The 24,812-nt window shown below is 71.0% G+C and carries 23 protein-coding genes and 1 riboswitch; of the genes, 19 read left to right on the forward strand and 4 right to left on the reverse strand.

The window, feature by feature from the left end; genetic code table 11:
• The first annotated feature begins 264 nt into the window (after positions 1-264).
• The 9 genes from JG540_RS05170 (at position 265) to JG540_RS05210 (ending at position 9,332) form a co-directional block, all read left to right on the forward strand.
• On the forward strand, positions 265-813 hold the full coding sequence (locus JG540_RS05170; RefSeq protein WP_200277845.1) for a holo-ACP synthase: 549 nt from the start codon (positions 265-267) through the stop codon (positions 811-813).
• Entirely contained in the window at positions 810-1,412 is a 603-nt protein-coding gene (locus tag JG540_RS05175; protein ID WP_200277847.1) for an alpha/beta hydrolase, read from the forward strand. The genes JG540_RS05170 and JG540_RS05175 overlap by 4 nt, the downstream gene beginning before the upstream one ends.
• 286 nt (positions 1,413-1,698) lie before the next feature.
• On the forward strand, positions 1,699-2,703 hold the full coding sequence (dhaK, locus tag JG540_RS05180) for a dihydroxyacetone kinase subunit DhaK (RefSeq protein WP_200277850.1): 1,005 nt from the start codon (positions 1,699-1,701) through the stop codon (positions 2,701-2,703).
• Positions 2,700-3,344, forward strand: coding sequence for a dihydroxyacetone kinase subunit DhaL (dhaL, locus tag JG540_RS05185; protein ID WP_407648345.1), 645 nt, complete (start codon positions 2,700-2,702; stop codon positions 3,342-3,344). The genes dhaK and dhaL overlap by 4 nt, the downstream gene beginning before the upstream one ends.
• Complete coding sequence (dhaM, locus tag JG540_RS05190; protein ID WP_200277852.1) at positions 3,341-3,751, forward strand: dihydroxyacetone kinase phosphoryl donor subunit DhaM; 411 nt, start codon at positions 3,341-3,343, stop codon at positions 3,749-3,751. The genes dhaL and dhaM overlap by 4 nt, the downstream gene beginning before the upstream one ends.
• 227 nt (positions 3,752-3,978) lie before the next feature.
• On the forward strand, positions 3,979-5,451 hold the full coding sequence (gene putP, locus JG540_RS05195) for a sodium/proline symporter PutP (RefSeq protein ID WP_200277854.1): 1,473 nt from the start codon (positions 3,979-3,981) through the stop codon (positions 5,449-5,451).
• 407 nt (positions 5,452-5,858) lie between these two features.
• Positions 5,859-6,314, forward strand: a complete 456-nt coding sequence (locus tag JG540_RS05200; protein WP_200277856.1) for a DUF805 domain-containing protein — start codon at positions 5,859-5,861, stop codon at positions 6,312-6,314.
• 863 nt (positions 6,315-7,177) lie between these two features.
• Positions 7,178-7,317, forward strand: a riboswitch (FMN riboswitch).
• Between the two features lie 132 nt (positions 7,318-7,449).
• Complete coding sequence (locus tag JG540_RS05205; protein WP_234042923.1) at positions 7,450-8,262, forward strand: ABC transporter permease; 813 nt, start codon at positions 7,450-7,452, stop codon at positions 8,260-8,262.
• Positions 8,263-8,294: 32 nt separating this feature from the next.
• Positions 8,295-9,332 carry an ABC transporter substrate-binding protein gene (locus JG540_RS05210; RefSeq protein ID WP_200277858.1) on the forward strand — a complete coding sequence of 346 codons (1,038 nt, stop codon included), beginning with the start codon at positions 8,295-8,297 and terminating at the stop codon, positions 9,330-9,332.
• Positions 9,333-9,515: 183 nt separating this feature from the next.
• Here the strand turns inward: JG540_RS05210 and hisG are convergent, their stop codons facing one another.
• Entirely contained in the window at positions 9,516-10,361 is an 846-nt protein-coding gene (gene hisG, locus JG540_RS05215) for an ATP phosphoribosyltransferase (protein ID WP_200277860.1), read from the reverse strand.
• Positions 10,362-10,403: 42 nt separating this feature from the next.
• Positions 10,404-10,667 carry a phosphoribosyl-ATP diphosphatase gene (locus JG540_RS05220; RefSeq protein ID WP_200277862.1) on the reverse strand — a complete coding sequence of 88 codons (264 nt, stop codon included), beginning with the start codon at positions 10,665-10,667 and terminating at the stop codon, positions 10,404-10,406.
• Positions 10,668-10,789: 122 nt separating this feature from the next.
• On the opposite strand from JG540_RS05220, the gene JG540_RS05225 reads away from it, so the two are divergent.
• A complete protein-coding gene (locus JG540_RS05225) occupies positions 10,790-11,743 on the forward strand; it encodes a 1-phosphofructokinase family hexose kinase (RefSeq protein ID WP_200277864.1) in 954 nt (317 codons plus the stop codon).
• Between the two features lie 244 nt (positions 11,744-11,987).
• Here JG540_RS05225 and JG540_RS05230 read toward each other — a convergent pair whose 3' ends face one another.
• Positions 11,988-13,145: a DUF3866 family protein gene (locus tag JG540_RS05230; protein ID WP_200277866.1), complete on the reverse strand. Its 1,158-nt coding sequence runs from the start codon at positions 13,143-13,145 to the stop codon at positions 11,988-11,990.
• 38 nt (positions 13,146-13,183) lie between these two features.
• Here JG540_RS05230 and JG540_RS05235 point away from each other — a divergent pair, with 38 nt between their 5' ends.
• The 9 genes from JG540_RS05235 to JG540_RS05275 all read left to right on the forward strand — a co-directional run bounded on the left by JG540_RS05235 (position 13,184) and on the right by JG540_RS05275 (position 24,250).
• Positions 13,184-14,389, forward strand: a complete 1,206-nt coding sequence (locus JG540_RS05235) for a helix-turn-helix transcriptional regulator (protein ID WP_234042924.1) — start codon at positions 13,184-13,186, stop codon at positions 14,387-14,389.
• Between the two features lie 2 nt (positions 14,390-14,391).
• Positions 14,392-15,420: a helix-turn-helix transcriptional regulator gene (locus tag JG540_RS05240; RefSeq protein WP_200277868.1), complete on the forward strand. Its 1,029-nt coding sequence runs from the start codon at positions 14,392-14,394 to the stop codon at positions 15,418-15,420.
• A gap of 134 nt (positions 15,421-15,554) precedes the next feature.
• Positions 15,555-15,833: a Sec-independent protein translocase subunit TatA gene (gene tatA / locus JG540_RS05245; RefSeq protein ID WP_200277870.1), complete on the forward strand. Its 279-nt coding sequence runs from the start codon at positions 15,555-15,557 to the stop codon at positions 15,831-15,833.
• Between the two features lie 94 nt (positions 15,834-15,927).
• Positions 15,928-16,752 (forward strand): twin-arginine translocase subunit TatC, encoded by an 825-nt coding sequence (gene tatC, locus JG540_RS05250; protein WP_200277872.1) that lies wholly within the window; start codon positions 15,928-15,930, stop codon positions 16,750-16,752.
• A gap of 48 nt (positions 16,753-16,800) precedes the next feature.
• Positions 16,801-17,748 carry a diacylglycerol/lipid kinase family protein gene (locus JG540_RS05255; RefSeq protein WP_200277874.1) on the forward strand — a complete coding sequence of 316 codons (948 nt, stop codon included), beginning with the start codon at positions 16,801-16,803 and terminating at the stop codon, positions 17,746-17,748.
• A 43-nt stretch (positions 17,749-17,791) separates the two neighbouring features.
• Entirely contained in the window at positions 17,792-20,752 is a 2,961-nt protein-coding gene (locus tag JG540_RS05260) for a DEAD/DEAH box helicase (protein WP_200277876.1), read from the forward strand.
• A 60-nt stretch (positions 20,753-20,812) separates the two neighbouring features.
• Positions 20,813-21,736 carry a DUF808 family protein gene (locus JG540_RS05265; protein WP_200277879.1) on the forward strand — a complete coding sequence of 308 codons (924 nt, stop codon included), beginning with the start codon at positions 20,813-20,815 and terminating at the stop codon, positions 21,734-21,736.
• Complete coding sequence (gene lnt, locus JG540_RS05270; RefSeq protein ID WP_200277881.1) at positions 21,733-23,442, forward strand: apolipoprotein N-acyltransferase; 1,710 nt, start codon at positions 21,733-21,735, stop codon at positions 23,440-23,442. Before JG540_RS05265 ends, lnt begins: the two co-directional genes overlap by 4 nt.
• Positions 23,443-23,464: 22 nt before the next feature.
• A complete protein-coding gene (locus tag JG540_RS05275; RefSeq protein WP_200277883.1) occupies positions 23,465-24,250 on the forward strand; it encodes a polyprenol monophosphomannose synthase in 786 nt (261 codons plus the stop codon).
• Positions 24,251-24,432: 182 nt separating this feature from the next.
• Here the strand turns inward: JG540_RS05275 and JG540_RS05280 are convergent, their stop codons facing one another.
• On the reverse strand, positions 24,433-24,786 hold the full coding sequence (locus tag JG540_RS05280) for an RNA polymerase-binding protein RbpA (protein ID WP_200274637.1): 354 nt from the start codon (positions 24,784-24,786) through the stop codon (positions 24,433-24,435).
• Positions 24,787-24,812 lie beyond the last annotated feature (26 nt).

Here is a 24,812-nt window from a genome sequence, read left to right on the forward strand (position 1 = left end):
CCCCTTACCGGTCTCGCGGTACCGATGTCCCGGTCTCGCGAGACCGGGACATATGGCTCGCGAGACCGGCAAGGGTATCCTAAGTAACGGGCGGTGGTTCGAGCCTGCCAGCACCGGCAGTGCCCCTTCTGACAGTGCCTGGCGCCGCCCGCCGTCGTCTTACGCCGTCAGCCGCCGCCTGTTCCTCCGTCATCCTCACTGGTCTCGCAAGACCGGGAGCTACCTCGCGAGACCGGTACGGCAGAAGCAGGGGAGAATGCTGGCATGAGCGAGCCACAGCTGCCACCGGTGCCCCCAGGCCGGGGAGAGCCCCCAACCGGGGCCGGTCTGGACCTGGTCAGCGTGCCCGCCTTCGCCCACCAGCTCACGATCCCCGGCACGGTGTTCGCGGAGCGGGCCTTCACCCCTCGCGAGCTGCGTGAGGCGGTGCGTCGCTCGGACGCCACCGGCTCGCTGCAGGCTGAGCACCTGGCGGCCCGCTGGGCGGCCAAGGAGGCCTTCATCAAGGCCTGGTCGCAGGCCGTCAACCAGGTGGCGGGCGCCGCGGTGGCCCCGCTAATCGACCCAGAGCTGGTGGACTGGCAGCAGATCGAGGTGGTCTCTGACCGCTGGGGCCGTCCGGGCCTGCACCTCAGCGGCCAGGTGGCGGCGGCGGTGGCAGCCTCCCTGGGCCCTGATGCCGCAGACGGCGCCCGCTGGCTGGTCTCCCTCACGCACGACGGCGGCTGGGCCGCCGCGATCGTGCTGGCACCCTGCGGAACCCCAGTGACAGGACGGATCGAGCTCCGTACTGTAGAGGAGTCTTCCGAATGAGTGCCTTGGTCATATACGTGCATGGCAACGGGGGCAGCCCGGAGGAGGCTATGCACTATCAGTCCTTTTTTACTGGGGACGATGTAATCGGACTGGACTATGAGGCGAAGGTCCCGTGGCAGGCAAAGACGGAGTTCGCAGACTTTTATGACCGGCATAGGCAGGGGCATGATGCTGTCGTCCTGGTCGCCAGCAGTATCGGTGCTTACCTTTCCATGCATGCTTTTGCCGATAAACTGATTTCTCAGGCGCTGTTCATCTCTCCGGTTGTGGACATGGAGCGGCTGATAACGGAAGCAATGGCTTGTTCGGGTGTCACGGAGACTCAGCTGCGCAGGCAGAAAGTTATTAATATAGGATCCGGGCAGTCCCTATCTTGGGAGTATCTCAGCTACGTGCGGACGAACCCGGTGCACTGGAATGTCCCCACGTCGATCCTCTACGGCGGGAAGGACCACATCACCTCCAGAGAGACAATGTCCGAGTTCGCGGAGCACATTGGTGCGCAGCTCACGGTGGCGGAGGACTGCGAGCACTGGTTCCACACCGCGGAGCAGGTGCGAGTTCTTGACAGCTGGGTGAGGTGCGCAATTAGTTAGCTCAGTAGGGCCATCGACGGCGCCCGCTGGCTGGTCTCCCTCACGCACGACGGCGGCTGGGCCGCCGCGATCGTGCTGGCACCCCACCGGGGCTGAGTCTCCTGGCCCACGGGCTGCCTGGCCGCCGTCCGGCCCCGTCTGGGCCACCGCGTCCTACAATCCGGCCAGCCACCCAGACCGCACGGTGGTGCGGAGCCGCAGGCGGACCCTGCACATAGTTGCAGCCGGGCTGGAACCGGCTCCCACCGGCCTGTGACGGCCACCTCATCTCAGCTACCGTTGGGGCATGAAAAAGCTGATTAACGCCGTTGACGACGTAGTCACGGACTCGCTCAGAGGCATGGCCGCCGCCCACCCGGACACCCTGCAGGTTGATGTGGAGCAGCACATCGTCTACCGGGCCGTCCCCAAGGAGCCGGGCAAGGTGGCCCTGGTCTCCGGGGGCGGCAGCGGGCACGAGCCCCTGCACGCGGGCTTCGTGGGCACGGGGATGCTGGACGCCGCCTGCGCGGGCGAGGTCTTCACCTCCCCGGTGCCCGACCAGGTCGCGGCCGCCACCGCCGCCGTGGACCGGGGCGCGGGCGTGCTGCACATCGTCAAGAACTACACCGGCGACGTCATGAACTTTGAGATGGCGGCCGAGCTGGTGGCCGCCGAGAGCGGCACGGAGGTGGCCACCGTGGTGACCGCCGACGACGTCGCCGTGGAGGACTCCCTGTACACCGCCGGACGGCGCGGCGTGGGGGTGACGGTGCTGGTGGAGAAGATCGCCGGGGCGGCCGCAGAGGCGGGCCTGAGCCTGGCCCAGGTGGCGGAGGTCGCCCAGCGGGTGAGCAGCAACGGCCGCTCTATGGGCATGGCCCTGACCTCCTGCACCGTGCCCGCCAACGGCAGGCCCTCCTTCGACCTGCCGGAGGACGAGATGGAGATCGGCATCGGGATCCACGGTGAGCCGGGCCGCCACCGGGAGAGGCTCCTGCCCGCCCGTGAGATCGCCGAGCGCCTGGTGGAGCCGGTCCTGGCCGAGCTGCCCGCCGGGGACGGCCACGGCGTGATCGCCTTCCTCAACGGCATGGGCGGCAGCCCCCTGATCGAGCTGTACCTCATGTACGCGGAGGTAGCCAGGCTGCTGGAGGCGGCCGGGGTCAAGGTGGAGCGCTCCTTGGTGGGCAACTACATCACCAGCCTGGACATGGCTGGCTGCTCCCTGACCCTGCTGCGGACCGATGAGCAGGTCCTGCGCCTGTGGGACACCCCGGTACGCACCGCGGCTCTGCGCTGGGGGGTGTGAGCGTGGCCTTGACACAGCTGGACGCCGCGGCGCTGCAGGCCTGGCTACGGCGAGCGTCCGCGCTCATCACGGAGCACGCGGACGAGCTGACAGCCCTGGACGCCGCCATCGGTGACGCCGACCACGGCGCCAATATGCGCCGCGGCCTGAACGCGGCGGTGGAGGCCCTGGACGGGGGCAGCCTGGAGACGCCGGAGGCGGTGCTCAAGCAGGTGGCCATGACCTTGATCTCCAAGGTGGGTGGGGCCTCCGGGCCGCTGTACGGCACCTTCTTCCTGCGCCTGGCCAGCAGCGTGAAGGGCCTGGAGCACCTGGACCTGGCCACCTTGGCCCAGGGCGTGGAGGCCGGGGTCGGCGGCATCGTGCAGCGCGGCAAGGCCCAGGCGGGGGAGAAGACCATGCTGGACGCCTGGTTCCCCGCCCTGGAGGCGCTGCGTGGCGGCACGGACCTGGCTGCCGGTCTCCTGGCCGCCCAGGCGGCAGCCGAGGCCGGACGGGCCGCCACCGAGCCGATGCTGGCCACCAAGGGGCGCGCCTCCTACCTGGGGGAGAGGTCCATCGGGCACGTGGACCCGGGGGCTGCCTCCACGGCCCTGATCGTGCGGGCCCTGGCCGAGGTCGTGGCAGGGGGTGGCGCATGACCGGGATCGTGCTGGTCTCTCACTCCCTGCCGCTGGCGCAGGCGGCCCTGGACCTGGCGCGCGGCCTGGTGCCGGGCCTGGAGGTGCCGGTGGAGCTGGCGGCCGGGCTGGAAGGTGGCGAGCTGGGCACGGACGCCGTGGCGGTGGCGGAGGCGGTGGCCCGGGCTGACGACGGCGGGGGAGTGCTGGTGCTCGCGGACCTGGGCAGCGGGGTGCTCAGCGCCTTGACTGCCTTGGAGCTGCTGGACCCTGAGCTGGCACCCCGGGTCCGTCTGAGCCCGGCGCCGCTGGTGGAGGGCCTGGTGGGTGCTTATGCGGCCGCCGGTACGGGCCGGTCGCTGGAGCAGGTGGCCCAGGAGGCGGAGACGGCGGTGGAGGCCAAGCGCCAGCAGGTCCTAGGGGGCTAGCGCCAGCAGGTCCTAGTGGGCTGAGCCGCCGACTGCCTACGACGTCGCCTGGCCCGTGGTGCCTCTGGCGTGGGCTGAGGAGGGGCTGTCTGGCGGCTGAGCATGGCGTGCCCCACCAGCAATACAGTTTTGCTTCACGGCCTATGAAGTGGTGATATAGGTAGGGTTCTGCCGTGCCCGGCACGTGCAGGCCCCGTGCCGCCCACACCCCAGGCCAAGGAGCAGCAGTGTCTGACGTCACCTTCCAGGCGATCGCCATGGTCGTCTACTTTGCCGCGATGGTCGCCATCGGCTGGTGGGCCTACGGGCGCAACGAGAGCCTGGACGACTACATGCTGGCCGGGCGGGGGCTGGGGCCCTTCGTGACCGCCCTGTCAGCCGGGGCCTCGGACATGTCCGGCTGGCTGCTCATGGGCCTGCCGGGGGCCTTGTACGTCTCGGGCCTGGTGGAGGGCTGGATCGCCGTCGGCCTGACGGTGGGGGCGCTGCTGAACTGGATGCTGGTGGCGCCGCGCCTGCGCACCTACACGGAGGTGGCCGCCAACTCGATCACTATCCCCAGCTTCCTGGACAACCGCCTGCACGACTCCCGCCACCTGCTGCGCTGGGCCAGCGGCGTCATCATCCTGGTGTTCTTCACCTTCTACGTGTCTTCCGGCATGGTCTCCGGGGGGACCTTCTTTGAGTCCTCCTTCGGCCTGGACTACCGCCTGGGGCTGGTGCTGGTGGCGGCGATCACCGTGCTGTACACCCTGGTGGGTGGCTTCCTGGCGGTCTCCTACACGGACCTGGTGCAGGGCCTGATGATGGTGGCCGCGCTGGTGGCGGTGCCGGTGACCGGGGTCATCCACCTGGGCGGCCTGGGCGCCACCGTCGACGCCGTGACCGCGGTGGACCCCGCGTACTGGGAGGTGGTGGGCCCCACCACCTCCGCTATCGGCATCCTCTCCTCCCTTGCCTGGGGGCTGGGCTACTTTGGCCAGCCGCACATCATCGTGCGCTTTATGGCGCTGCGCTCCCCGAAGGAGGCCGTATCGGGAGCGGCGATCGGCATCTCCTGGATGCTGTTCGCGGTGCTGGGGGCCGCCGCCACCGCGGTGGTGGGCGTGGCTGTCTACCAGCAGGACAAGGGGCGGCTGGACAACCCGGAGACGGTGTTCATCGAGCTGGGCAAGATGCTGTTCCACCCGCTGGTTGCCGGGCTGATGCTGGCGGCGATCCTGGCGGCGATCATGTCTACCGTGGCCAGCCAGCTGCTGGTCACCTCCTCCGCCCTGATTGAGGACCTCTACCAGCAGGTGCTTAAGACGGAGGTGCCGCAGCGGCGGCTGGTGACCTACTCGCGCCTGTCCGTGCTGGGGATCGCCTTGGTGGCGGCTGCGATGGCCTGGAGCCCCAGTGACACGATCCTGAAGCTGGTGGCTTTTGCCTGGGCCGGGTTCGGGGCGTCCTTTGGGCCGACTGTCATCCTGTCCCTGTACTGGCGGCGGCTGACCGCCACGGGGGCGGTTGCTGGCATGGTGGCCGGGGCGGTGGTCGTGATGCTCTGGGGCAACCTGGACGGCGGTGTGTTCGACCTCTACGAGATCCTGCCTGGTTTCCTGGCCAACCTGACGGTGGCGGTTGGCGTCTCGCTGCTGGGCCGCCCCCACGAGGATGTGGCCGCGGAGTTTGATGCTGCGGTGGCCGCGACCCGTTGAGCAGGAGGCCTCACCTATAGTGTGTCTCGCGTCCCGCAGGTACTAGCGGTCTGCCGTACAGCGACTGAAGCCGAGCCTTCCCTGGTGCCCGGTGACAGGGCTGGCTGCGGTCTGGGCAGGCAGCCTGTACTCGCATTGTTTCCCTGAGCGATGAGAGGCACCCCATGCAACCTCCTGTGAACCATCCCGGTAACCAGCCTGACTCGGCCTACGGTGGAGCTGGCTACGGCGGAGCGTATGCTGCGCCGAGTGGTGGGGCAGGGGCCCCGTACGGTGGTGCCTACGGCACCAGCACAGCGGGATACCCGCCCCAGTCCGCCTATGGCGCCCCTGACGGCTGGGTGTACGGGAGCCCGTATGAGGGTGGGGCAGCGAGCGCGTTGCCTGCCTACCCCGTTCTGGCGACTATGCCCTCCAGCCAGGAACTGGCTGAGGCGCGGATGGTTCCAGAGCACCTGGCCCCGGCCTACGGGGTCTCCATGGTGGAGGCTTACAAGCGCTTCTTCCGGCGTGCCTTTACCTTTAGCGGGTACGCCTCCCGCTCGGAGTTCTGGTGGGCGACGCTGGTTAATGTCCTGATCGACATCTTGCTGATTGCGCCAATGGGCACTCTGCTATCTATTGACGGAGGCGCTGGCGCCAGCGCGGAGAGTGTCGCGGTCGTCTTCGCTGCTCTCCTGATGATCTTTCAGTTTGTGATCCTCGTTCCTGGAATCTCGCTGTATATCCGTCGTCTACATGACACGGGACGCCCCGGCTTGTGGTTGCTGCTAGTTCTTGTGCCTTTCGGGAGGATCATTTTAACTATCATGGCCTGCCTGGACTCCCGTCCGGAGCAGTGGCGCCCTGAGTGGAGCCGCTGAGACTAGCGACCACAGGAGGCTGCCCACCCCACCCCTCCGCGAGACCGGGACATATGGCCCGCGAGTTCGGTTAGGTCAGCCTAAGTTGCCGAGCCTGTTGCTGCGCCCTCATTGGCGTGCGGTCTGCTGCGGAGGCTGAGCTTTGAGATCTGGCTGGTATCGCACGCACCTGCAGACTTTTGTCACTGGCGGAGGCTTAGAACTGTTCGTAAGCCCCATACCATCACCGCCACTGTTGAAATCATGCGGTTCTTCACCGCCTGTCCCCACCGGACACCTTCTCTAATCCTCCGCCAGTGACAGAACAAAGTGCGGGCGGCATCAGCATCGTCACTTCCCTGGCCATTCAAGCCGCTAGAAAGCCATTCAAGCGGATTGACCAGGCAGACACAGGCATCGGCTACCAGGTCACCCGAACACGGAGCGCCTGGCAAGCCTGTGACGAGCCGGACCTCCAATACCGTATCCCCTGCGGGGTCCACTACAGGCTCTCAGTGGCCTTGCGTCCTTCGGCTTCCTACACCTTCATCGGCTTCTTTGCCGTAGGTAGGTGAACAAGGTCAAAGTGGCGGCAACCAGGACTGCCGCTGGCAGGCCCGCAACAAGACGCCCATCGCCAGGTCTGCCGACGCTCAGCAGCGCCACGACCAGAAAGGTCACTCCTCCACCAATCAGACCAACCAGCAGCGCCTTACCCAAGGACAGCATTGTGTTCACCACCTCACTGCCACAGGGGTCTTGATCGTGTAACTAGGGACACTATTAGGTTTCTTCCCCGGAGGCCGCACCGCCAGCCCCCGCCGCCCGGCCTACCCGCCCTGTTTGCGCAGCTGGGCTGGTAAGCGCTAACGTCGCCCCAGAGCACGTGCTCCGGGGTCGGTGCAATTCCGAGCCGGCGGTAACAGTCCGCGACCCGTCCACAGCTCCCCGCCGGGGCGCCTGGACGGCTGACCTGGTGGAACTCCAGGACCGACGGTCAAAGTCCGGATGGGAGGCAGCACGGGCACCTACGGGCCACGAGCCAGGCGGCGGACGCCGTCCAGACCCAGCCCACAGGTGCTGAACAGGCGTGCCAGCCTGTCACCCCGGAGCCGCCCGGGGAACCTCCCCGGGACCGACCGGGGAAGGAGCAGCCGTGAGCGACAGCGGCCCACAGCCCGCACGACGCCCTCGCGCGACCTCACGCAGCGGCCCCCTGCCCGCGCTCCTGTTCGGTGCAGGCATCCTCCTGGCCTGGTGGCTGCTCGCCCGCTCCGGCAGCCTGCCCCGCTACGTGCTCCCCGACCCGGTAGCGGTGGCCCGCCGCCTGCTGCTGGGACTTACGCAGGCCCGCCTCCTGCCCGCAGCGGCCACCACCATGCAAGAAGCCCTGCTGGGCTGCCTGCTGGCCGCCGCCCTCGCCCTGCCCCTGGCCTGGGCGCTGTCCCACTGGCAGCTGTTCTCCCGCACAGTGCTGCCCTACGTGGCGGCCTCCCAGGCCGTCCCCGCGATCGCCCTGGCCCCCCTGTTCGTGGTCTGGTTCGGCTACGGCACCTGGCCGGTGGTGCTGCTGTGCGCCTTCATGGTGTTCTTCCCCATCACGGTCACCACCCTGGTGGGGCTGCGTGGCCTGGACCAGGACGTCATCGACGCCGCCCGGCTCGACGGCGCCCACGGCCTCCAGCTGGTCTGGCACCTGGAGGTACCCATGGCCCTGCCCTCGGTACTGGCTGGTATGCGCACCGGCTTCACGCTGTCCGTGACCGGCGCGGTGGTCGGAGAGCTGACCATGGGTGGTAGCGGGCTGGGCCAGGTGCTGGCCTCGCAGCGCCAGAGCGCCGACACCACCGGCCTGTTCGCCACCATCATCCTGCTGTGCCTGCTGGCCACCAGCATCCACGCCTGCCTGCACCAGCTGGAGCGGCGCAGCCGCGTGGTCGCTGACGTCCGCGGCAGGCAGTCCCACTAACCCCGTCCCGTCCCATACAGAAAGGCCCCTAGATGACCCCCACCGCCCCCAGCCGCCGCCACCTGCTCAAGGCCGCACTGGCGGTCCCAGGCCTCGCCCTGCTGTCCTCCTGCGCCAGCGGGACCGGGGCGCAGCAGGCCGCCACCGGCACCAGCTCCAGCACCCGGGGCGGCACCCCGCTGACAATCGGCCTGACCTACACGCCCAGCATCCAGTTCGCCCCCTTCTACCTGGCCCAGGACCAGGGGCTGCTGGGCGTCCACCAGCTGCGCCACCACGGCGCGGAGGAGGGGCTGTTCGACGCCCTGCTGTCCGGCACCGAGCACCTGGTGGTGGCAGGCGGCGACGAGGCGATCGTGGCGGCCTCCAACGGTGCCGATCTGGTGGTCGTAGGCGGCTTCTACCAGCGCTACCCGGTCAGCGTGATCGTGCCGCAGGACTCCCCGGTCACGGACCTGCCCAGCCTGCGCGGGCACAGCATCGGCCTGCCCGGCCGCTTCGGGGAGAACTGGTACGCCCTCAGGCTGGCCCTGCACAACGCCGGCCTGACCGAGCAGGACGTGCAGGTCCAGGAGATCGGCTACACCCAGCAGCTGGCGCTGAGCACCGGCAAGGTGGACGCCGTCGTCGGCTACTCCAACAACGACGCCGTACAGCTGAACCTGGGCGGCACCCCGGTGCGTGAGATCGCCATCGGTGAGCAGGTGCCGCTGCTGGGCGCCTCACTGGTGACCAGCCGCAGCGTCCTGGAGGCGCACCGCCCCGAGCTGCAGGCCCTGGTGGTGGCCTGCGCCCAGGGCATGACCCGCTTCTGTGACGACCCTGACGCGGCGGTGGAGATCACCCGGCAGCACCAGCCGGACCTGCTGGACAGCGAGCAGTCCTCCCGCGCCCGGGCCGTGGCGGTGGCCACCGGCGACCTCATCCGGCCCGACGACGCCACCACGGTAGGTGCCCTGGTGCCCGAGCAGGTGGGGCAGACCATCGACTTCCTGCGCAGCCACGAGCTGCTGGGGACCACTGCCGTCAGCACCGACACGGTCTGCGACGCCCTGCTGACGGTCGGCTGAACCAGGTCGACGGCGTCCGGCCGGCGCTGGGCCACAGCTGCGGCCGCAGCCCCGGCCGGGCCGCACCCGCCGGTGCAGGCCGCACCGGTCGGTACAGGTGCGTGCAGGCCGGTCCGGAGCCGTTCGCCTCCGCGCCCGCCAGCGCAGGGGGCTGCACGTCCGCGCCCGGCCGGGGCAGGCGGCTCAGAGCCGGCAGGCCAGCAGCGAGGAGACCAGGATCGCGCGGGCCCCCAGCGCGTAGAGCTCGTCCATGACCCGGTTCATGTCCTTGCGGGGCACCATGGCCCGCACCGCCACCCAGTCCGGGTTCTGCAGCGGGGAGACGGTGGGGGACTCGATCCCCGGTGTCAGGGCGCTGGCTTGGTCCAGCAGGTTCATGGGCACGTCGTAGTCCACCAGCACGTAGGAGCGGGCCCGCAGCACGCCCTCCAGGCGGCGCACCAGCGTGGCCAGGGCGGGCTCGTGCTGGAACTGCTCGGTGGTCACCAGCACCGCCTCGGAGACCAGCAGGGGCTCCCCGAAGACCTCCAGGCCCGCGGCGCGCAGGGTGGTGCCGGTCTCCACCACGTCGGCGATCAGGTCGGCCACCCCCAGGTGCACGGAGGACTCCACGGCGCCGTCCAGGTGCACCGTGGTGGCCTGCACCCCCTGGGCCTCCAGGTAGCCGCGCACCAGCACGTCGTAGGAGGTGGCCACCCTCTTGCCCGCCACGTCAGCCAGGCTGGACATGGTCCCGGCGGGGGCGGCCAGGCGGAAGGTGGAGCGGGCGAAGCCCAGCGGCAGGTGCTCCAGGGCCTGCACCCCGGAGTCCAGCAGCAGGTCACGGCCGGTGATCCCGGCGTGGACCGTGCCCTGGCCCACGTACACGGCGATGTCGCGGGGCCGCAGGAAGAACAGCTCGACGTCGTTGTCGGCGTCCACCAGCACCAGCTCGCGGCCGGAGCGCCGGGTGCGGTACCCGGCCTCCTTGAGCAGGGTGATGGCCGGGTCGGAGAGGGAGCCCTTGTTGGGGACGGCTAAGCGCAGCACGGGTACAGGCCTGTCTGTTCAGTTCGGTTGGGGGAGGGGCGGTCACAGGAAGCGGTAGACGTCCTGGAGGGTGTAGCCCTTGGCGACCATCATGCACTGGGTGTGGTAGAGCAGCTGGCTGATCTCCTCGCAGGCGGCGGCGTCGCTCTCGTGCTCGCAGGCCATCCAGGTCTCTGCCGCCTCCTCCACCAGCTTCTTGCCGATGAAGTGCACGCCCCGGTCGAGCTCGGCGACGGTGCCGGAGCCCTCCGGGCGGGTGGTGGCCTTCTCCTGCAGCTCAGCAAAGAGCTCCTCGAATGTCTTCACGCGGCGAGTCTATGGCAAGGCCCTGGGCCCGCTACGGCCCCACCCACCAGGCAAGATGCACGAAGGTGAGCCAACGCCCCTCACACGCGCCACATTCGCTCGCCATGGGGCATGATGGGGTTATGCCGCAGATCGTCGTAGCCACCCCGAACCCCGCCATCGACATCACCTACGCGGTGCCGCAGCCGCGTCTGGGCCAGGTGCACCGCGTAAGCAGCATCGTGCGGCGCGCGGGCGGCAAGGGGCTGAACGTGGCCGCCGTGCTGGCCCAGCTCGGTGTGCGCAGCCGAGTCACCGGCTTCCTGGGCGGCCGTGGGGGCGGGGAGCTGCGAGAGCTGGTGCGGGACTGGCCGGTGGACCAGGACTGGGTGGACCTGGGGGAGGCCTGCCCCACCCGCTCCTCAGTGGCCGTACGCGCCGACGACGGCAGCGTCACCGTCTTCAACGAGGCCGGTCCCACCACCACCTCAGACCACTGGGATGCTCTCACCAGGACCGTCAGCCAGGCCCTGGCGCCCCAGGACGTGCTGGTGGTCTCCGGCTCCTGCCCACCCGGGACCAGCAGCCAAGACCTCGCCTCCCTGCTCACTGCCGCCCGGGAACGCGGGGCCCGCACGGTCCTGGACACCTCCGGGCCCCTGCTGGTGGCCTGCTCCGGCCTGGCCGACGTCGTAAAGCCCAACCGGGAGGAGCTGTCCCAGGCCACCGGCACCACGGACCTGGCCGCTGGTGCCAAGGCTCTGCTGGAGAACGGGACCGGAGCCGTGGTGGTCTCGGACGGGCCGCGGGGCATGTACCTGTTTGCTGGTGGCAGCGCCGGTGGTGCTTGGCACGCTGACGCGCCCGACGTGCCGGTGGTCAACCCCACCGGGGCGGGGGACTCCGCGGTGGCGGCCCTGGCCGCCGGGCTGTGGCGCAGCCCGGGGGTGCTGGGCGCTCGGGCGCTGGTGGAGGCGGTGGCGCTTTCCGTGGCCGCCGTGGTCACCCCCGTGGCCGGGGTGGTGGACCTGCCCACCTACGAGCGGCTGCGCAGCCAGGTGACCGCCCAGGTGGTGGACGCCGCGGCGCAGGCATAGTCAGCCAAGCTGGTCTCCCGGCCCCGCACCCGGTGCTCTGGCCTCGCTGAGCGCGTTAGCAGCCCCGTGAGCCCGCCCGCCTAGCCCGATCTGGTCTTCCGGCCCCAACCTTGTGCTCTGGTGTCACTAAGCGGCTCGGCGGCACCATGGTCATGCCTGCCTGGTACGTCGAGCCAGCGCCTGCTTGTTCTCCCCGACCCCGCTGGTGCTGCCAGGCTCACCCAGCCCTGTGCAGGCTGCCCCGCTAGGCGCCAAGCAGCGCGGCCGCGTGGCGTCCGGCCGCCGCCGCGGACAGGAAGGCCGCCGCGTCGTCGTCCAGCCCCCGCCCCATGGTGGACAGGCGCAGGCCCGCCAGGCGCTCCACCTGCTCCAGGGCCGCACGCAGGCCCGCCGTCTCCACCTCCACCAGCTGGTGCTGGGCCCCCACAGCGCGTGGCGCCCCCAGGGCCTGGGCCTGCTCCCGCACCTGCTTGCCCAGCACCCCCGGAAGCACCGGCACCACCACGTCCGCCGTCAGCAGGGCCACCTGCCCGTAGGCCGTCAGCGAGTGGTGCGAGAGGCCCCGGTGCCGGGAACGCTTGTCCGCCTCCGAGACCCGCAGGCAGGCCACCGGCCTGCCCCCCAGCACCGCGGCCGCGTTGACCGCCTCGCCGCAGGAGGTGCCCGAGAAGCCCCAGGGGGTGTCCGTGCCCAGGTTGCCCGGCCCCTGCGTCACGACAGCGATATCGGCCCCCAGCACCAGGCGGGCCGCCAGCAGGCCGTTGTGCAGCGAAACCGCCTCCACGTCACCGCCCCAGGCCTGCCCCGTGGTCACCGTGCCCGCCAGCAGCCCGGCTGCCTGCAAGGCCGCCACGGTGCGCGAGTAGGCCAGGGGCAGCGCCCCGCCGTCGGTCATGACGTACACCACCCGGGGCCCGCCCTTACCGGAGGCCGGGAGCGTGCCCGCCACCAGCGCAGGCAGTGAGGAGTGCAGGTCCGCCACCACCACCGGCATGCCCTCCAGGCTCAGCTGCCCCTGCGCTCCGCTGAGAACCTGGTGGTGCTCCGTGCCCTGCTCGTCCACCCCCTGAACCAGCAGCTGGTCGGGCGTGTAGCGGCACTTGACCAGGTGCCCGGGGGCGCGCTGGTCGGCGGCCAGCGGGCCCAGCACCGCCGTGACCATGGCGTGCCCGCCGGTGCCCAGGCCCTGCACCAGGGCCGACACCTCCAGGCGCACCTCCTGGCCCGGCTGCGGCAGCCCGTGCAGCTGCTCGTAGACCACCGCCCGGAGCCGGGCCCCTGCCTTCAGCAGGGTGGCTCCCGGTGGGCAGGCAGCCACCTCCACCTCCAGCTCGCTGCAACGGCGTCCCACCGGCCCCCAGGACCTACGCACTGCCTGCACCACGCCGTCGCGCCACATCATGGCTCCACGGTACCGGCCCGAGGTCCTAGCCTGTGCCAGTGAGCTCCTCAACCACCCCGGTGCCCCCTGCCACGATCCCCGCCGAGCAGCGCCAGCTCAACCTCCTGCACGCGCTGCGCCACAGCCACCGAGGGCTGACCGCCGTCGAGCTGCTGGAGAGCGTGGAGGGCTACGAGGGCAACAGTCCCTCCCAGCGCCGCAAGTTCGAGCGTGACAAGGACGTGCTGCGCGAGCTGGGTATCACTACCCGCACCGAGCCGGAGGGGGCGGCTGCCGAGGGCCTGGAGGTCCGCTACCGGGTGGAGGACGGCGGCTACACCCTGGCCCCGCTCCGGCTCGACGCCGCCCAGGCGCAGGTGCTGGCGCTGGCGGCACGCTCCTGGCAGGAAGGCAGGCTCCCCTCCGCGGCCCGCCGGGCCGTCACCAAGCTGCTGGCGGTCGCTGAGGCGGCAGAGGACGCCGGCGGCCCGCAGGACCTTAGCCTGAGCGTGGACCCGAGCGTCCCCACAGAGCTGGTGGACGCCGTAGACCAGCAGCAGGTGGTGGCCTTCGACTACACCTCGCCCTCCTCCGGGCGGGTCTCCTGCCGCACCGTGGAGCCCCACGCCCTGGAGCTGCGGGAGGGCCGCTGGTACCTGCTGGCGGTAGAGACCGGCTCCCGCCGGGAGCTCACCTTCCGGGTGGAGCGGATCAGTGGCCCGGTCACGCCCCTGAGTGCTCCCCGGGCCTTCACCACCCGGACGGCGACCGCGCCCCCGGAGCACCGGCGGGCGCTGCTGGCCCTGCGGCCAGGCAAGGGCCTGGCGCTGCGCGGGGCCGCCAGCCGCCCGCTCAGCCCCACCGACCTGCCCGCCGCACCAGGCCCGGTGGTCCAGGGGCGGGACCTGCTGGAGCTGACCTACCAGGACCGGGACCAGCTTTCCCTGGCCGGGCTGCTGGCCTCACTGGGGCCGGACGTGCTCGTGCTGGAGCCGCCTGCCCTGCGGGAGGCGGTACGCACCCACCTGCGGGCCGTCGCCAGCCTGGGACCGCGGGGCGCAACCGACCCGGCACACATGGGTCCCCCCAGGGACCAAGCCGTAGCAGATCAGGCCCCGGCAGACCAGGCCAGAGAAGGTCTGCGACCAGCAGCTCTGGAACCGGCAGGTCCAGGCCCAGCGGATCAGGCCCCGGTGGGCGGCGCCCCGCACGACGAGGTCCCACCCACCACGACCGGCACTCCCAGCACGGTTAAGGAGCAGTGAGCATGGCCCGACCCTCCGGCCCCGAGCGCCTGGCCCGGCTTATGGCCCTGCCTGCCTGGGTGGGGGCGCACCCCGGTGCCACCCTGGCCCAGGCCGCCCAGCACTTTGACGTGCCCCCGCAGCAGCTCCACGCGGACCTGCTGACCCTGTGGATGACGGGGCTGCCCGGCATGGCCGGGGGAGACCTGGTGGACTTCGACTTCGCGGCCCTGGAGGAGGACGGCGAGCTCTACCTGACCCAGGGCCTGGGCCTGGACCTGCCCGTGCGGCTCTCGCGCCACGAGGCCGCCAGCCTGCTGCTGGTGCTCGGTGTCCTGCGGCAGGTCCTGGCCGCTGACCCCCAGGCCGCCGCTACCCTGGAGCGCACCCGTCAGGCGCTGCTGGAGGCCATGGGGGAGGCCCCTGCCACCCAGCGTCAGTCGCTGGCTCCAGCCGGTGCCACAGGCGAGGCGCAGGCGTCGGGCCCGCGGCACCTGGGGGAGGTGGACCCAGCCGTGCTGGGGGCCGTCCGCCAGGCCCTGCGCCGGCACCGCCGTCTGCACCTGGAGTACGTGTCCGCCACGGACCAGCGCACCAGCCGCCAGGTGGACCCCCTGCTGCTGCAGGGCGACGGCAGCCACCTGACCCTGAGCGCCTGGTGCCACGAGGCGGGCGCGGAACGCAGCTTCCGCCTGGACCGGGTGCTGGAGGCGCGGGTGCTGGAGGCTCCCGCCAACCACCAGGCACCTGCCCGACGTCGTAGGCCCACGGCGGACGAGCGCCCCCGGGCGGTGCTTACGCTCGCCCTCACCGGACGCTGGCTGGTGGAGGAGATCCCCTGGGAGTCCGCCACGGAGACGGACGACGGCCGCTGGCGCGTGACCGTGCGGGGCCGGGACGAGGAGTGGCTGGTGCGCCTGGTACTGTCCGCGGGGCAGCACGTGCTGCAGGTTGAGCCCCAGGCGCTGAGGCAGCAGGCTGCCCAGCTGGCGCAGGCCGCCCTGCGGGCATACGAGGCACATGAGGGGCCCACCGTGGCCGACCTTCCCTGACCGGCTGGGGCTGGCAGGCAGGGCCCCAGTACGCCTTGCGTGGAACCTCACGCCCGCGTTTACGGCCCGGGCCGCTGGTAACGCTAGACTCGCCGTGTTCCGCTATCGCCCACAAACTTGGAAGAGGTACTCACATGGGAGCCATGAAGCCTTGGCACTGGATCGTCGTTCTCGTTGTCGTCCTCCTCGTCTTCGGTGGCAACAAGCTGCCTGAGCTGGCTGGCAGCATCGGCAAGTCGATGAAGGTCTTCAAGAAGGAGGTCAAGGAGCTGCGTGAGGACGAGGACGCCCCCGCCGCCCAGGCCCCCGCGCAGATCCAGCCGCAGCAGGGCACCTACTACACCCAGCCGACCCAGCCCGGGCAGGCTGCTCCCCAGGTGGGCCCGCAGGACGGCGCCGCCCCCCAGGCCTGAGCCCCGGCCCCTGCAGGGGCACTCATCAACCCTGGCGGCGCTGGCTTGAGCACGTGCCGCCAGGGAGCAGGTCAACCCGGAGAAAGGACCAGCAGTGCCGAGTCTGCCGAAGGTGTCAGTATCCAGGCGCAAGGACAACCCCGAGGCCCGGATGGCTATCGGGGACCACCTGCGCGAGCTGCGCAACCGTGCGGTCATCGCGGCCGTGTCAGTGGCCCTGGGCTCCGTGGCTGGCTACTTCCTGTCTGACTGGGCCTACACGGTGGTCACCCAGCCGATCATTGAGGCCAACGCCCGGGGGGCGAACCTCTCCATAAACTTCGACACCGTCATGTCGTCCTTCGACTTGAAGCTGCGCCTGTCCATGTGGCTGGGCGTGCTGATCTCCGCACCGATCTGGACCTACGAGTTCTGGGCCTTTGTGGCCCCGGGCATGACCAGCCGGGAGAAACGCTTCGTCTGGGGCTACGGCCTGGCGGGCCTGCTGCTGTTCAGCGCCGGTATCGCCCTGGGGATCTACATCATCCCCCACGCCGTGATCGTGCTGACCAGCTTCATGCCCAACAGCATCGCGGTAACCGGTGTGATGTCCGTGTCCACCTACCTGTCCTTCGTCATGCGGATCGTGATGGCCTTCGGGATCGCCTTCCTGCTGCCTGAGGTCATGGTGGGCATCAACCAGCTGGGCCTGGTCAAGGGCAGCACCATGCTCAAGGGCTGGCGCTGGGCCGTGGTCGGGATCGTGGTGTTCATGGCGATCGTGAACCCCCTTCCGGACCCCTGGTCGGTGATCTTCATGTCCGTCCCGATCGTGGGACTGTACCTGGGGGCCTGCTTCATCTCCATCCAGCACGACAAGCGGCGCGCCAAGCGCCTGGCGGCGGAGGAGGCCGCCCTGGACGCGGCCCTGGCCAAGTAGGCCCTAGGCACCTTTGATCCTTTCTCTGAAGCAGACGGAGCTGCATCCATGCGCGTAGGGCTGGTCGTCAACCCCACCTCGGGACGAGGCCGCCACGGCGGTGCCGCCCGCGTGGTCACCACGGCGCTGGTCACCGCCGGGCACGACGTCGTAGAGGCCTACGGCGGCGACTACGAGGAGTCCCGCCGCAGCGCCACCGCCCTCCTGGAGGACCGGGTGGGCCTGGACGCCCTGGTGGTGGTAGGGGGCGACGGCACGGTGCACCTGGGGCTCGACGTGGTGGCCCAGACGCCGGTGCCGCTGGGTATCGTGGCCGTGGGTACCGGCAACGACGTCGCCCGCCACCTGGGTCTGCCCGCCCGTGACCCGCTGGCCGCCACCGCCGTAATCACCGAGGCCCTGGAGGGCCGGGGACGCAGCGTGCGCCTGGACGCCATCCACGCCACCCGCCCGGACGGCAGCCGGGTGCCCGACCAGCACGAGTGGTCCTTCGCGGTGCTCTCCGCCGGGGTGGACGCTGCCGTCAACGCCCGGGCCAACACCCTGTGCTGGCCTGCCGGGGAGGGGCGCTACGTGCGGGCGGTACTGGCTGAGCTGGCCCGCCTGTCGCCCTACGGCTACCGCCTGACCACCGACTCGGGCACCTGGGAGGGACCGGCCCTGCTGCTGGCCGTCGCCAACACCCGCTACTTCGGTGGTGGCATGGACCTGTCCCCGCAGGCCTCCGCCACCGACGGTCTCCTGGACGTGCTGCGGCTGGACCCTGTCTCCCGCCCCCGCCTGCTGCGGCTGCTGGGCCAGCTGTTCAAGGGCAGGCACCTGTCCGACCCGGCGGTGCACCTGGAGCGCAGCCGGGTGCTCACCATTGAGGCCCTGGAGCCGGAGACTGGCTGGCGTCGGCCCCCGCTGCCCATGGCCGACGGCGAGGCCGTGGCGGACCTGCCCCTGCGTCTGGAGGCCGTGCCCGAGGTGGTCAGCGTGCTGCTGCCTGCCTGAGCCCTGCCAGCGAGCCGGTCGGGCAGCCGCGTAGGCTGGGACCATGAGCGCTCCCGCAGAACGCTACGCCGCCGCGCGCCGCCGTCAGCAGGCCCTGCGCACCGAGCTGGCCCGGTTCCGCCACACCCTGTCCTTCGAGCTGGACGAGTTCCAGGAGGCTGGCTGCCAGGCGCTGGAACGGGGCGAAGGCGTGCTGGTGGCCGCCCCCACGGGCGCGGGCAAGACCGTGGTGGGGGAGTTCGCGGTGCACCTGGCCCTGTCCCAGGAGCTCAAGGCCTTCTACACCACCCCGATCAAGGCCCTGTCCAACCAGAAGTACCTGGACCTGTGCCAGCGCTTCGGCACCGAGCAGGTGGGGCTGCTCACCGGGGACACCTCCTTGAACCCGCACGCGCCAGTGGTGGTGATGACCACGGAGGTGCTGCGCAACATGCTCTACTCCGGCTCCAGCGACCTGGAGCGCCTGGGCTTCGTGGTCATGGACGAGGTCCACTACCTGGCTGACCGCTTCCGAGGGCCGGTTTGGGAGGAGGTCATCATCCACCTGCCGCCCCAGGTGCAGGTGGTCTCCTTGTCAGCCACCGTGTCCAACGCCGAGGAGTTCGGCGACTGGCTGGACCAGGTGCGCGGGCGGACCACGGTGGTGGTCTCGGAGCACCGGCCGGTGCCCCTGACCCAGCACATGATGGTGGGCCGCAAGCTGATGCCCCTCTACTCGGTACCCGTGCGCGTGGAGGACGCCGCCACCGAGGCCGCCCTGAGCGCCCAGCCGCCCCTGAACCCGGACCTGGTAGACGCCCTGCGGCAGGCCCGGCGGGCGGCGGCGGGAGAAGGAGGCCGTGGCCGGGAGGCTCGCGGCGGAGCGGCCCACGGCCTGCGCCAGCCCTGGCGGCGGGGCTCCCGTGCCGCAGGGGGAGCGCGGGCCCCGCGCCGGGGCGAGGGCGGGGCCCGGGTGGCCCGGCTGCGCCCGCCCTCCCGGACCACGGTCATCCGGGCGCTGGAGGACGCCCACCTGCTGCCGGCCATCGTCTTCGTCTTCTCCCGGGCGGGCTGCGAGCAGGCTGTGGCCCAGTCCCTGGCCGGGGGAGTGGAGCTGACCACGGAGGCGGAGGCCCAGCGCATCCGGGAGGTGATCGAGCGGCGCGTCGCCGACCTGCCCGGTGCGGACCTGGCGGTGCTGGGCTTCCACGCCTGGGCCCGGGCCCTGGAGCGGGGAGTGGCGGCGCACCACGCCGGCCTGCTGCCGGTCTTCAAGGAGACCGTGGAAGAGCTGTTCAGCGCCGGGCTGGTCAAGGTCGTCTACGCCACCGAGACCCTGGCGCTGGGCATCAACATGCCTGCGCGCACGGTGGTGCTGGAGTCCCTGCGCAAGTGGAACGGCTCCGCCCACGTGAACCTGACGCCGGGGGAGTACACCCAGCTCACGGGCCGGGCCGGACGGCGGGGCATTGACGTGGAGGGGCACGCCGTCGTCCTGGCGGTTGACGACCTGGAGCCCAGCACCGTCTCCTCCCTGGCCTCCCGGCGCACCTACCCGCTGGTCTCCGCCTTCCGTCCCACCTACAACATGGCGGTGAACCTGCTGGCTCGCACCAGCCGGGAGCGGGCCCGGGAGGTGCTGGAGTCCTCCTTCGCCCAGTTCCAGGCGGACCGGGGCGTGGTGGAGCTGGCCGCCCAGGCCCGGCGCAAGCGGCAGGGCCTGACGGGGCTGGAGTCGCAGATGGCCTGCCACCTGGGGGACTTCCGCGAGTACGCCCGCCTGCGCCAGCAGCTCTCTGCGGCAGAGACCGAGCTCAGGCGGGACGCCTCCGCCAGCCGCCGCACGGAGGCGGGGCGCAGCATGTCCGCGCTGCTTCCCGGGGCCGTGGTGCTCCACCAGCGGGGAAGGCGCGCCAGGCACGCCCTGGTGCTGGAGGTGGGGCAGGACCGTACCGGCACCCCGGCCCTGACGGTTCTGGGGGAGGACGGGCGCGTGCAGACCCTCAGCCCGGACACCACGCCCCAAGGCGTGACCAAGGTGGGAGAGCTGCGGATCCCAGCCGGTGCGGATCTGCGCCGCCCCCGGGAGCGCGACCGGCTGGTCGGCCGCCTGGTCCGCGCCATACGGGAGGGCAGCCTGACACAGCAGGGTGGCCGTCGACGTCGTCGTGGCGGCCGGGAGGACCGGGCCCGGCAGGAGGCCACAGAGCGGGTGGAGGCGCTGCGCCAGCAGCTGCGTGACCACCCCTGCCACGCCTGCCCGGACCGGGAGGAGCACGCCCGCACGGGCCGCAAGTGGGCCAAGGCCCTGGCCGAGGTGGAACGCCTGCAGGCGCGGGTGGTGACCCGTACCGGCACGATCGCCCGCCAGTTTGACGCCGTCTGTGAGGTGCTGCTGAGCCTGGGCTACCTGGAGCTGAAGGACCCGGGGCGGCCGGAGGGCGGCCTGCGGGTGACCTGGGCGGGCCGGATGCTGGCCCGCGTCTACGCGGAGCGCGACCTGCTGATCGCCGAGTGCCTGCGCCGGGGCACCTGGGAGGGGCTGGGACCGGCGGACCTGGCTGCGGCGGTCAGCGCCTGCGTCTACGAGCCCCGCCTGACGGCCAGCACCCTGGGCCTGCCGGTCTCGCCGGGCTCCCGCCTGGGGCAGGTACTGCGCGACGAGCTGGCCGTCTCCCGGCACATAAACGAGCTGGAGGCGCTGGCCCGCCTTGAGCACTCCACGGGGGCGGAGGCCGCCCTGGCCGGGCCGGTCCGCGCCTGGGCCCAGGGCGCCGACCTGGCCGAGGTGCTGGAGGACAGTGAGCTGACGGCGGGGGACTTCGTACGCTGGTGCAAGCAGCTGCTGGACGTGCTCACGCAGATCGCCTCCCTGCCCTCCGAGACACTGCCCTCTGAGAGCGGCTCGGGGGCCCCGCGCGCCGGGGACCGGCCTGATAGGGACGGCAGGCGGCCGCTGAACGTGCTGGCGGCCCAGGCCAGCCTGGACGTGGCGCGCGGAGTCGTGTCCTGGTCCTCGCTGTAGTCTCTTCCCAGCCGGGGAGACATTCCTCGTCCCTGGCCCGATCCCCAGGAAGGGTGCCTCGTGTCCGGCTTCTTCGCCCTGCTCGATGACATCGCCACGCTAGCCAAGCTCACGCTGTCCACCATTGACGACACCGCCTCCATCGCGGTCAAGACCACCGCCAAGGTCTCCGCCGCGGCCGTGGACGACGTCGCCGCCACCCCCCAGTACGTCACCGGAATCACCCCCGACCGTGAGCTGCCGATCATCAAGCGCATCGCCCTGGGATCCCTGCGCAACAAGTTCCTGATCATCCTGCCCCTCGGGCTGCTGCTCACCGCCGTCGCCCCGGCCCTGCTGCCGGTGGCGCTGATCGTGGGCGGCAGCTACCTGTGCTTCGAGGGCGGGGAGAAGCTGCTGGCACCGCTGCTCGGCCACCACGACCACGACGACGAGGCCCTGCTGGGGGACGAGGACGCCATAGTCAGGCGCGCCACCACCACGGACTTCATCCTGTCCACCGAGATCCTCCTGCTGGCCATGGCCTCCGTGGAGGAGACCCAGCTGCGGCGGGTGATCGTGCTGTCCATGATCGCGCTCCTGGTCACCTTCGCCGTCTACGGCCTGGTGGCCCTGCTCATCAAGGCCGACGACCTGGGGGTGCACCTGGCCCGCAGCGGGCGCAGCCGGTTCGGGAAGGCCTTCGGGCGAGGCATCGTGCGGATCGCCCCTGGGACCTTCAAGGTCATCGGCTACATCGGCACCGTGGCGATGCTGTGGGTGGGTGGGGAGATCCTGGCCCACAACCTGGAGCACTTCGGTCTGCACTACCCCTACGGGTTCATAGAGCACGCCAGCCACCTCTTCACCAACCCGGTGCTGTCCTGGGTCGCCAAGACCGCCGTGGCCTGCCTGGTGGGAGCGGTGATCGGCAGCCTGCTGGCCCTCCTGTGGACGGGCGTGCACAGGCTCCTGCCGCAGCGTCACCACGGCCAGCAGGCATGAGCCGCCAGGACCGGGCAGGTAGGCGTGCACAGGGCGCAGGCAAGAAGGCTGCCGGAGTACCCCTAAGGCACTACCAGCCGCTGCTGGCCCAGGTGCGCTACCCGCTGCTGGCCCAGTCCGCCGGGGCCCTGCTGGCTGGCCTGGTGGTCTACCTGGCCTTCCCCCCGCCCCTGCGCGGGGTCCTGCCGCTCCAAGGCAGCTGGTGGCTGGCCCCCTTAGGCACGGCCCTGTTCCACAGCCTGCTTAGGGGGCAGCGGGCCGGGCGGGCCGCCTGGCTGGGGCTGCTGTCCGGCCTGGGACTCTTCACCCCGCTGCTGCACTTCGCAGCCGTAGCCATGGGCAACGCGATCGGCTGGACGGCCCTGACCCTCACGGAGGCCGCCTACCTCAGCGCCCTGGGACTGGCCTGGGCACTGACCAGTCGCCTACCGGCCCTGAGCAGCCAGACCGGCTGGCGGGCCAGCCTGTGGCGGCTGGCAGCCTTCACCCTCCTGTGGTGCGGGGTGGAGGAGCTGCGCTCCTCCTGGCCCCTGGGCGGCCTGCCCTTCGGACGGCTGGCCTTCGCAGCCGCCGACGCCCCCATGCTGCCGGTGGCTGCCTACGGGGGCTCGATCGCCCTGACCGCCTGCCTGGCCAGCCTGGGCGCGGCCCTGGCCGAGCTGGCCCTGCTGCTGGGCACACGCCATCTGCGGGCCGCCCTGCCCGTGGCCGCCTGCGCGGGGCTGGCCGTGCTGGCCCCCGCCTACCTGCCCCTGGACTCCCAGGCACAGACAGGCAGCATCCGGGTAGCAGCCGTGCAGGGAAACGTGGCGGAGGACTTTGAGGACGCCTTCGGCCGGGCCCTGGAGGTCACCACCAACCACCTGGAAGGCACCCGCGGCTTCGTGCAGGACACCGGCCCCGGCGCCGTAGACGTCGTGATCTGGCCGGAGAACTCCGCCGACCTGGACCCCCGTGACGACCCCCGCTCAGCCAGCCTCGTGCAGCAGGCGGCCGGTGACGCCGGGGCGCCGGTGCTGGTCGGGGCGGTGCGCTACGGCCAGGACGAGCACACCGGTGCGCGCGTCCGCTACAACGACCTGCTGCTGTGGGACCCGGAGCAGGGGCCGGGGGAGTACTACCGCAAGCACCAGCCGGTGCCTTTCGCCGAGTACATCCCCTGGCGCGACCTGGTCCGCAAGGTCACCACCCAGGTGGACCGCATAGGTGTGGACCTGCTGCCCGGCACAGGCGGCTACACCCTGGAGGTGCCGGTGGCCGAGCAGTCCCGCCAGGTGCCGTTGGCGGTAGGGATCTGCTTTGAGGTCGCCTACGACTCCGCCCTGCGCGCCGGGGTGCTTGAGGGGGGCGAGCTGATCGTCGTACCCACCAACAACGCCAGCTTCCTGTACTCCTCGGAGGCCACCCAGCAGCTGGCGCAGGGGCGGGTCCAGGCGGTGGTCCACGGCCGCGCCGTCGTGCAGGTCTCCACGGTGGGGATCACCGCCCTGATCTCCCCGCAGGGGCGGGTGGAGCAGTCCACCAGGGCCTACACGCAGGCGGCGCTGGTGGGGCAGGTGCCCCTACGCACGTCCCTGACCTGGGCGGACCGCCTGAGCCCCTGGCCGGGCCTGCTGCTGGAGCTGGGGGCGGGGCTGCTCACGGCGGCAGGTATCCTTGGGGGAGTAAGGGACCTCGGGAAGCGCTGGCGAGCCCGACGTCGTTGACCGCCCTGCGGAAGGCCATTTTGTGAAGACCCTGGTAGTCATCCCCACCTTCAACGAGATCGACTCCCTGCCCCGGGCCCTGGACGGCGTCCGCCAGGCGCTGCCCTCCGGGCACGTCCTGGTGGTTGACGACGCCTCCCCGGACGGCACCGGCGCCTACGCTGACCAGCGGGCTGCCGCCGACGAGCACGTCCACGTGCTGCACCGCACCGGGAAGAACGGCCTGGGGCCCGCCTACCTGGCCGGTTTCGAGTGGGCGCTGCGTGAGGGCTACGAGCTGGTCTGCGAGATGGACGCCGACGGCTCCCACCGCCCCGAGGACCTGGCCCTGCTGGTCCAGCGGGCACAGATGGCGGACGCCCCCGACCTGGTGATCGGCTCCCGCTGGGTCTGTGGTGGCGCCACACAGGGGTGGGACGCCAAGCGGGTGGCCCTGTCCCGGGCCGGGAACCTGTACATCTCCGCCATGCTGGGTATGCGGGTCAAGGACGCCACCGCCGGGTTCCGGGTCTACCGCGCCGACCTGCTGCGCCGTCTGGACCTGAGCCAGGTGGAGGCCCTGGGCTACGGCTTCCAGGTCAATATGACCAAGCTGGTGGACGAGGCCGGGGGGCGGATCGTGGAGATGCCCATCACCTTCCTGGAGCGGGAGGCGGGCGAGTCCAAGCTCTCGGGCGGGATCTTCACCGAGGAGCTCTCACTGGTCACCCGCTGGGGGCTGGCCAAGCGTGGGGGACAGGCCCTGGACCTGGCTCAGAAGGGCCTGGACGCCGCCGCCGACGCCGTGTCCCGGCTGCGTCAGGGCTGAGCCGCGCCGCCCCGCCGCCATTGCCCGGTCAGTCCCTGCCAGCACTAACGGTGCCGGTGCCCTCCTGGTAGCAGGGGAGAGGCACCGGCACCGCCGTCGTCTGTATGTCTACATGGCTACTGGGGCGCTCAGGGACCTGAGCCTCTGGACGCCGCCTGCGCCGTCGGTCCTAGAACCGCGGCTCACATACGCTCGCGGTAGATCTCCCCGCTGCGCAGCATCTCCAGGCGCTCCTCCAGCAGCACCTTGAGCTCGTCCATGCTGCGGCGCTCCAGGAGCATGTCCCAGTGGGTGCGGGGAGCCTTCTTGGGGGCCTCTGTCTCCGGCTCCTCCTCACCGCGCAGGCTGGCGGCCTGTCCGCACTCCGGGCACTCCCAGGTAGGGGGCACCTCCGCCTCCACCGACATGGGCACGGTGGTCACGTGCCCCAGCTGGCACTCGAAGGTGACGTTCATCCGCTCAGCGAACTCAACGCCCTCCTCGGTCTCCATCGACTTGGCGCCAATGGTCATGCCTCGCAGTGCGCGGTCAGCCATGCTCTTGCCTCTCCTAGGTTCGTGGG

It is taken from the genome of Actinomyces weissii (assembly GCF_016598775.1).
GTDB classification, from domain to species: Bacteria; Actinomycetota; Actinomycetes; order Actinomycetales; family Actinomycetaceae; genus Actinomyces; species Actinomyces weissii.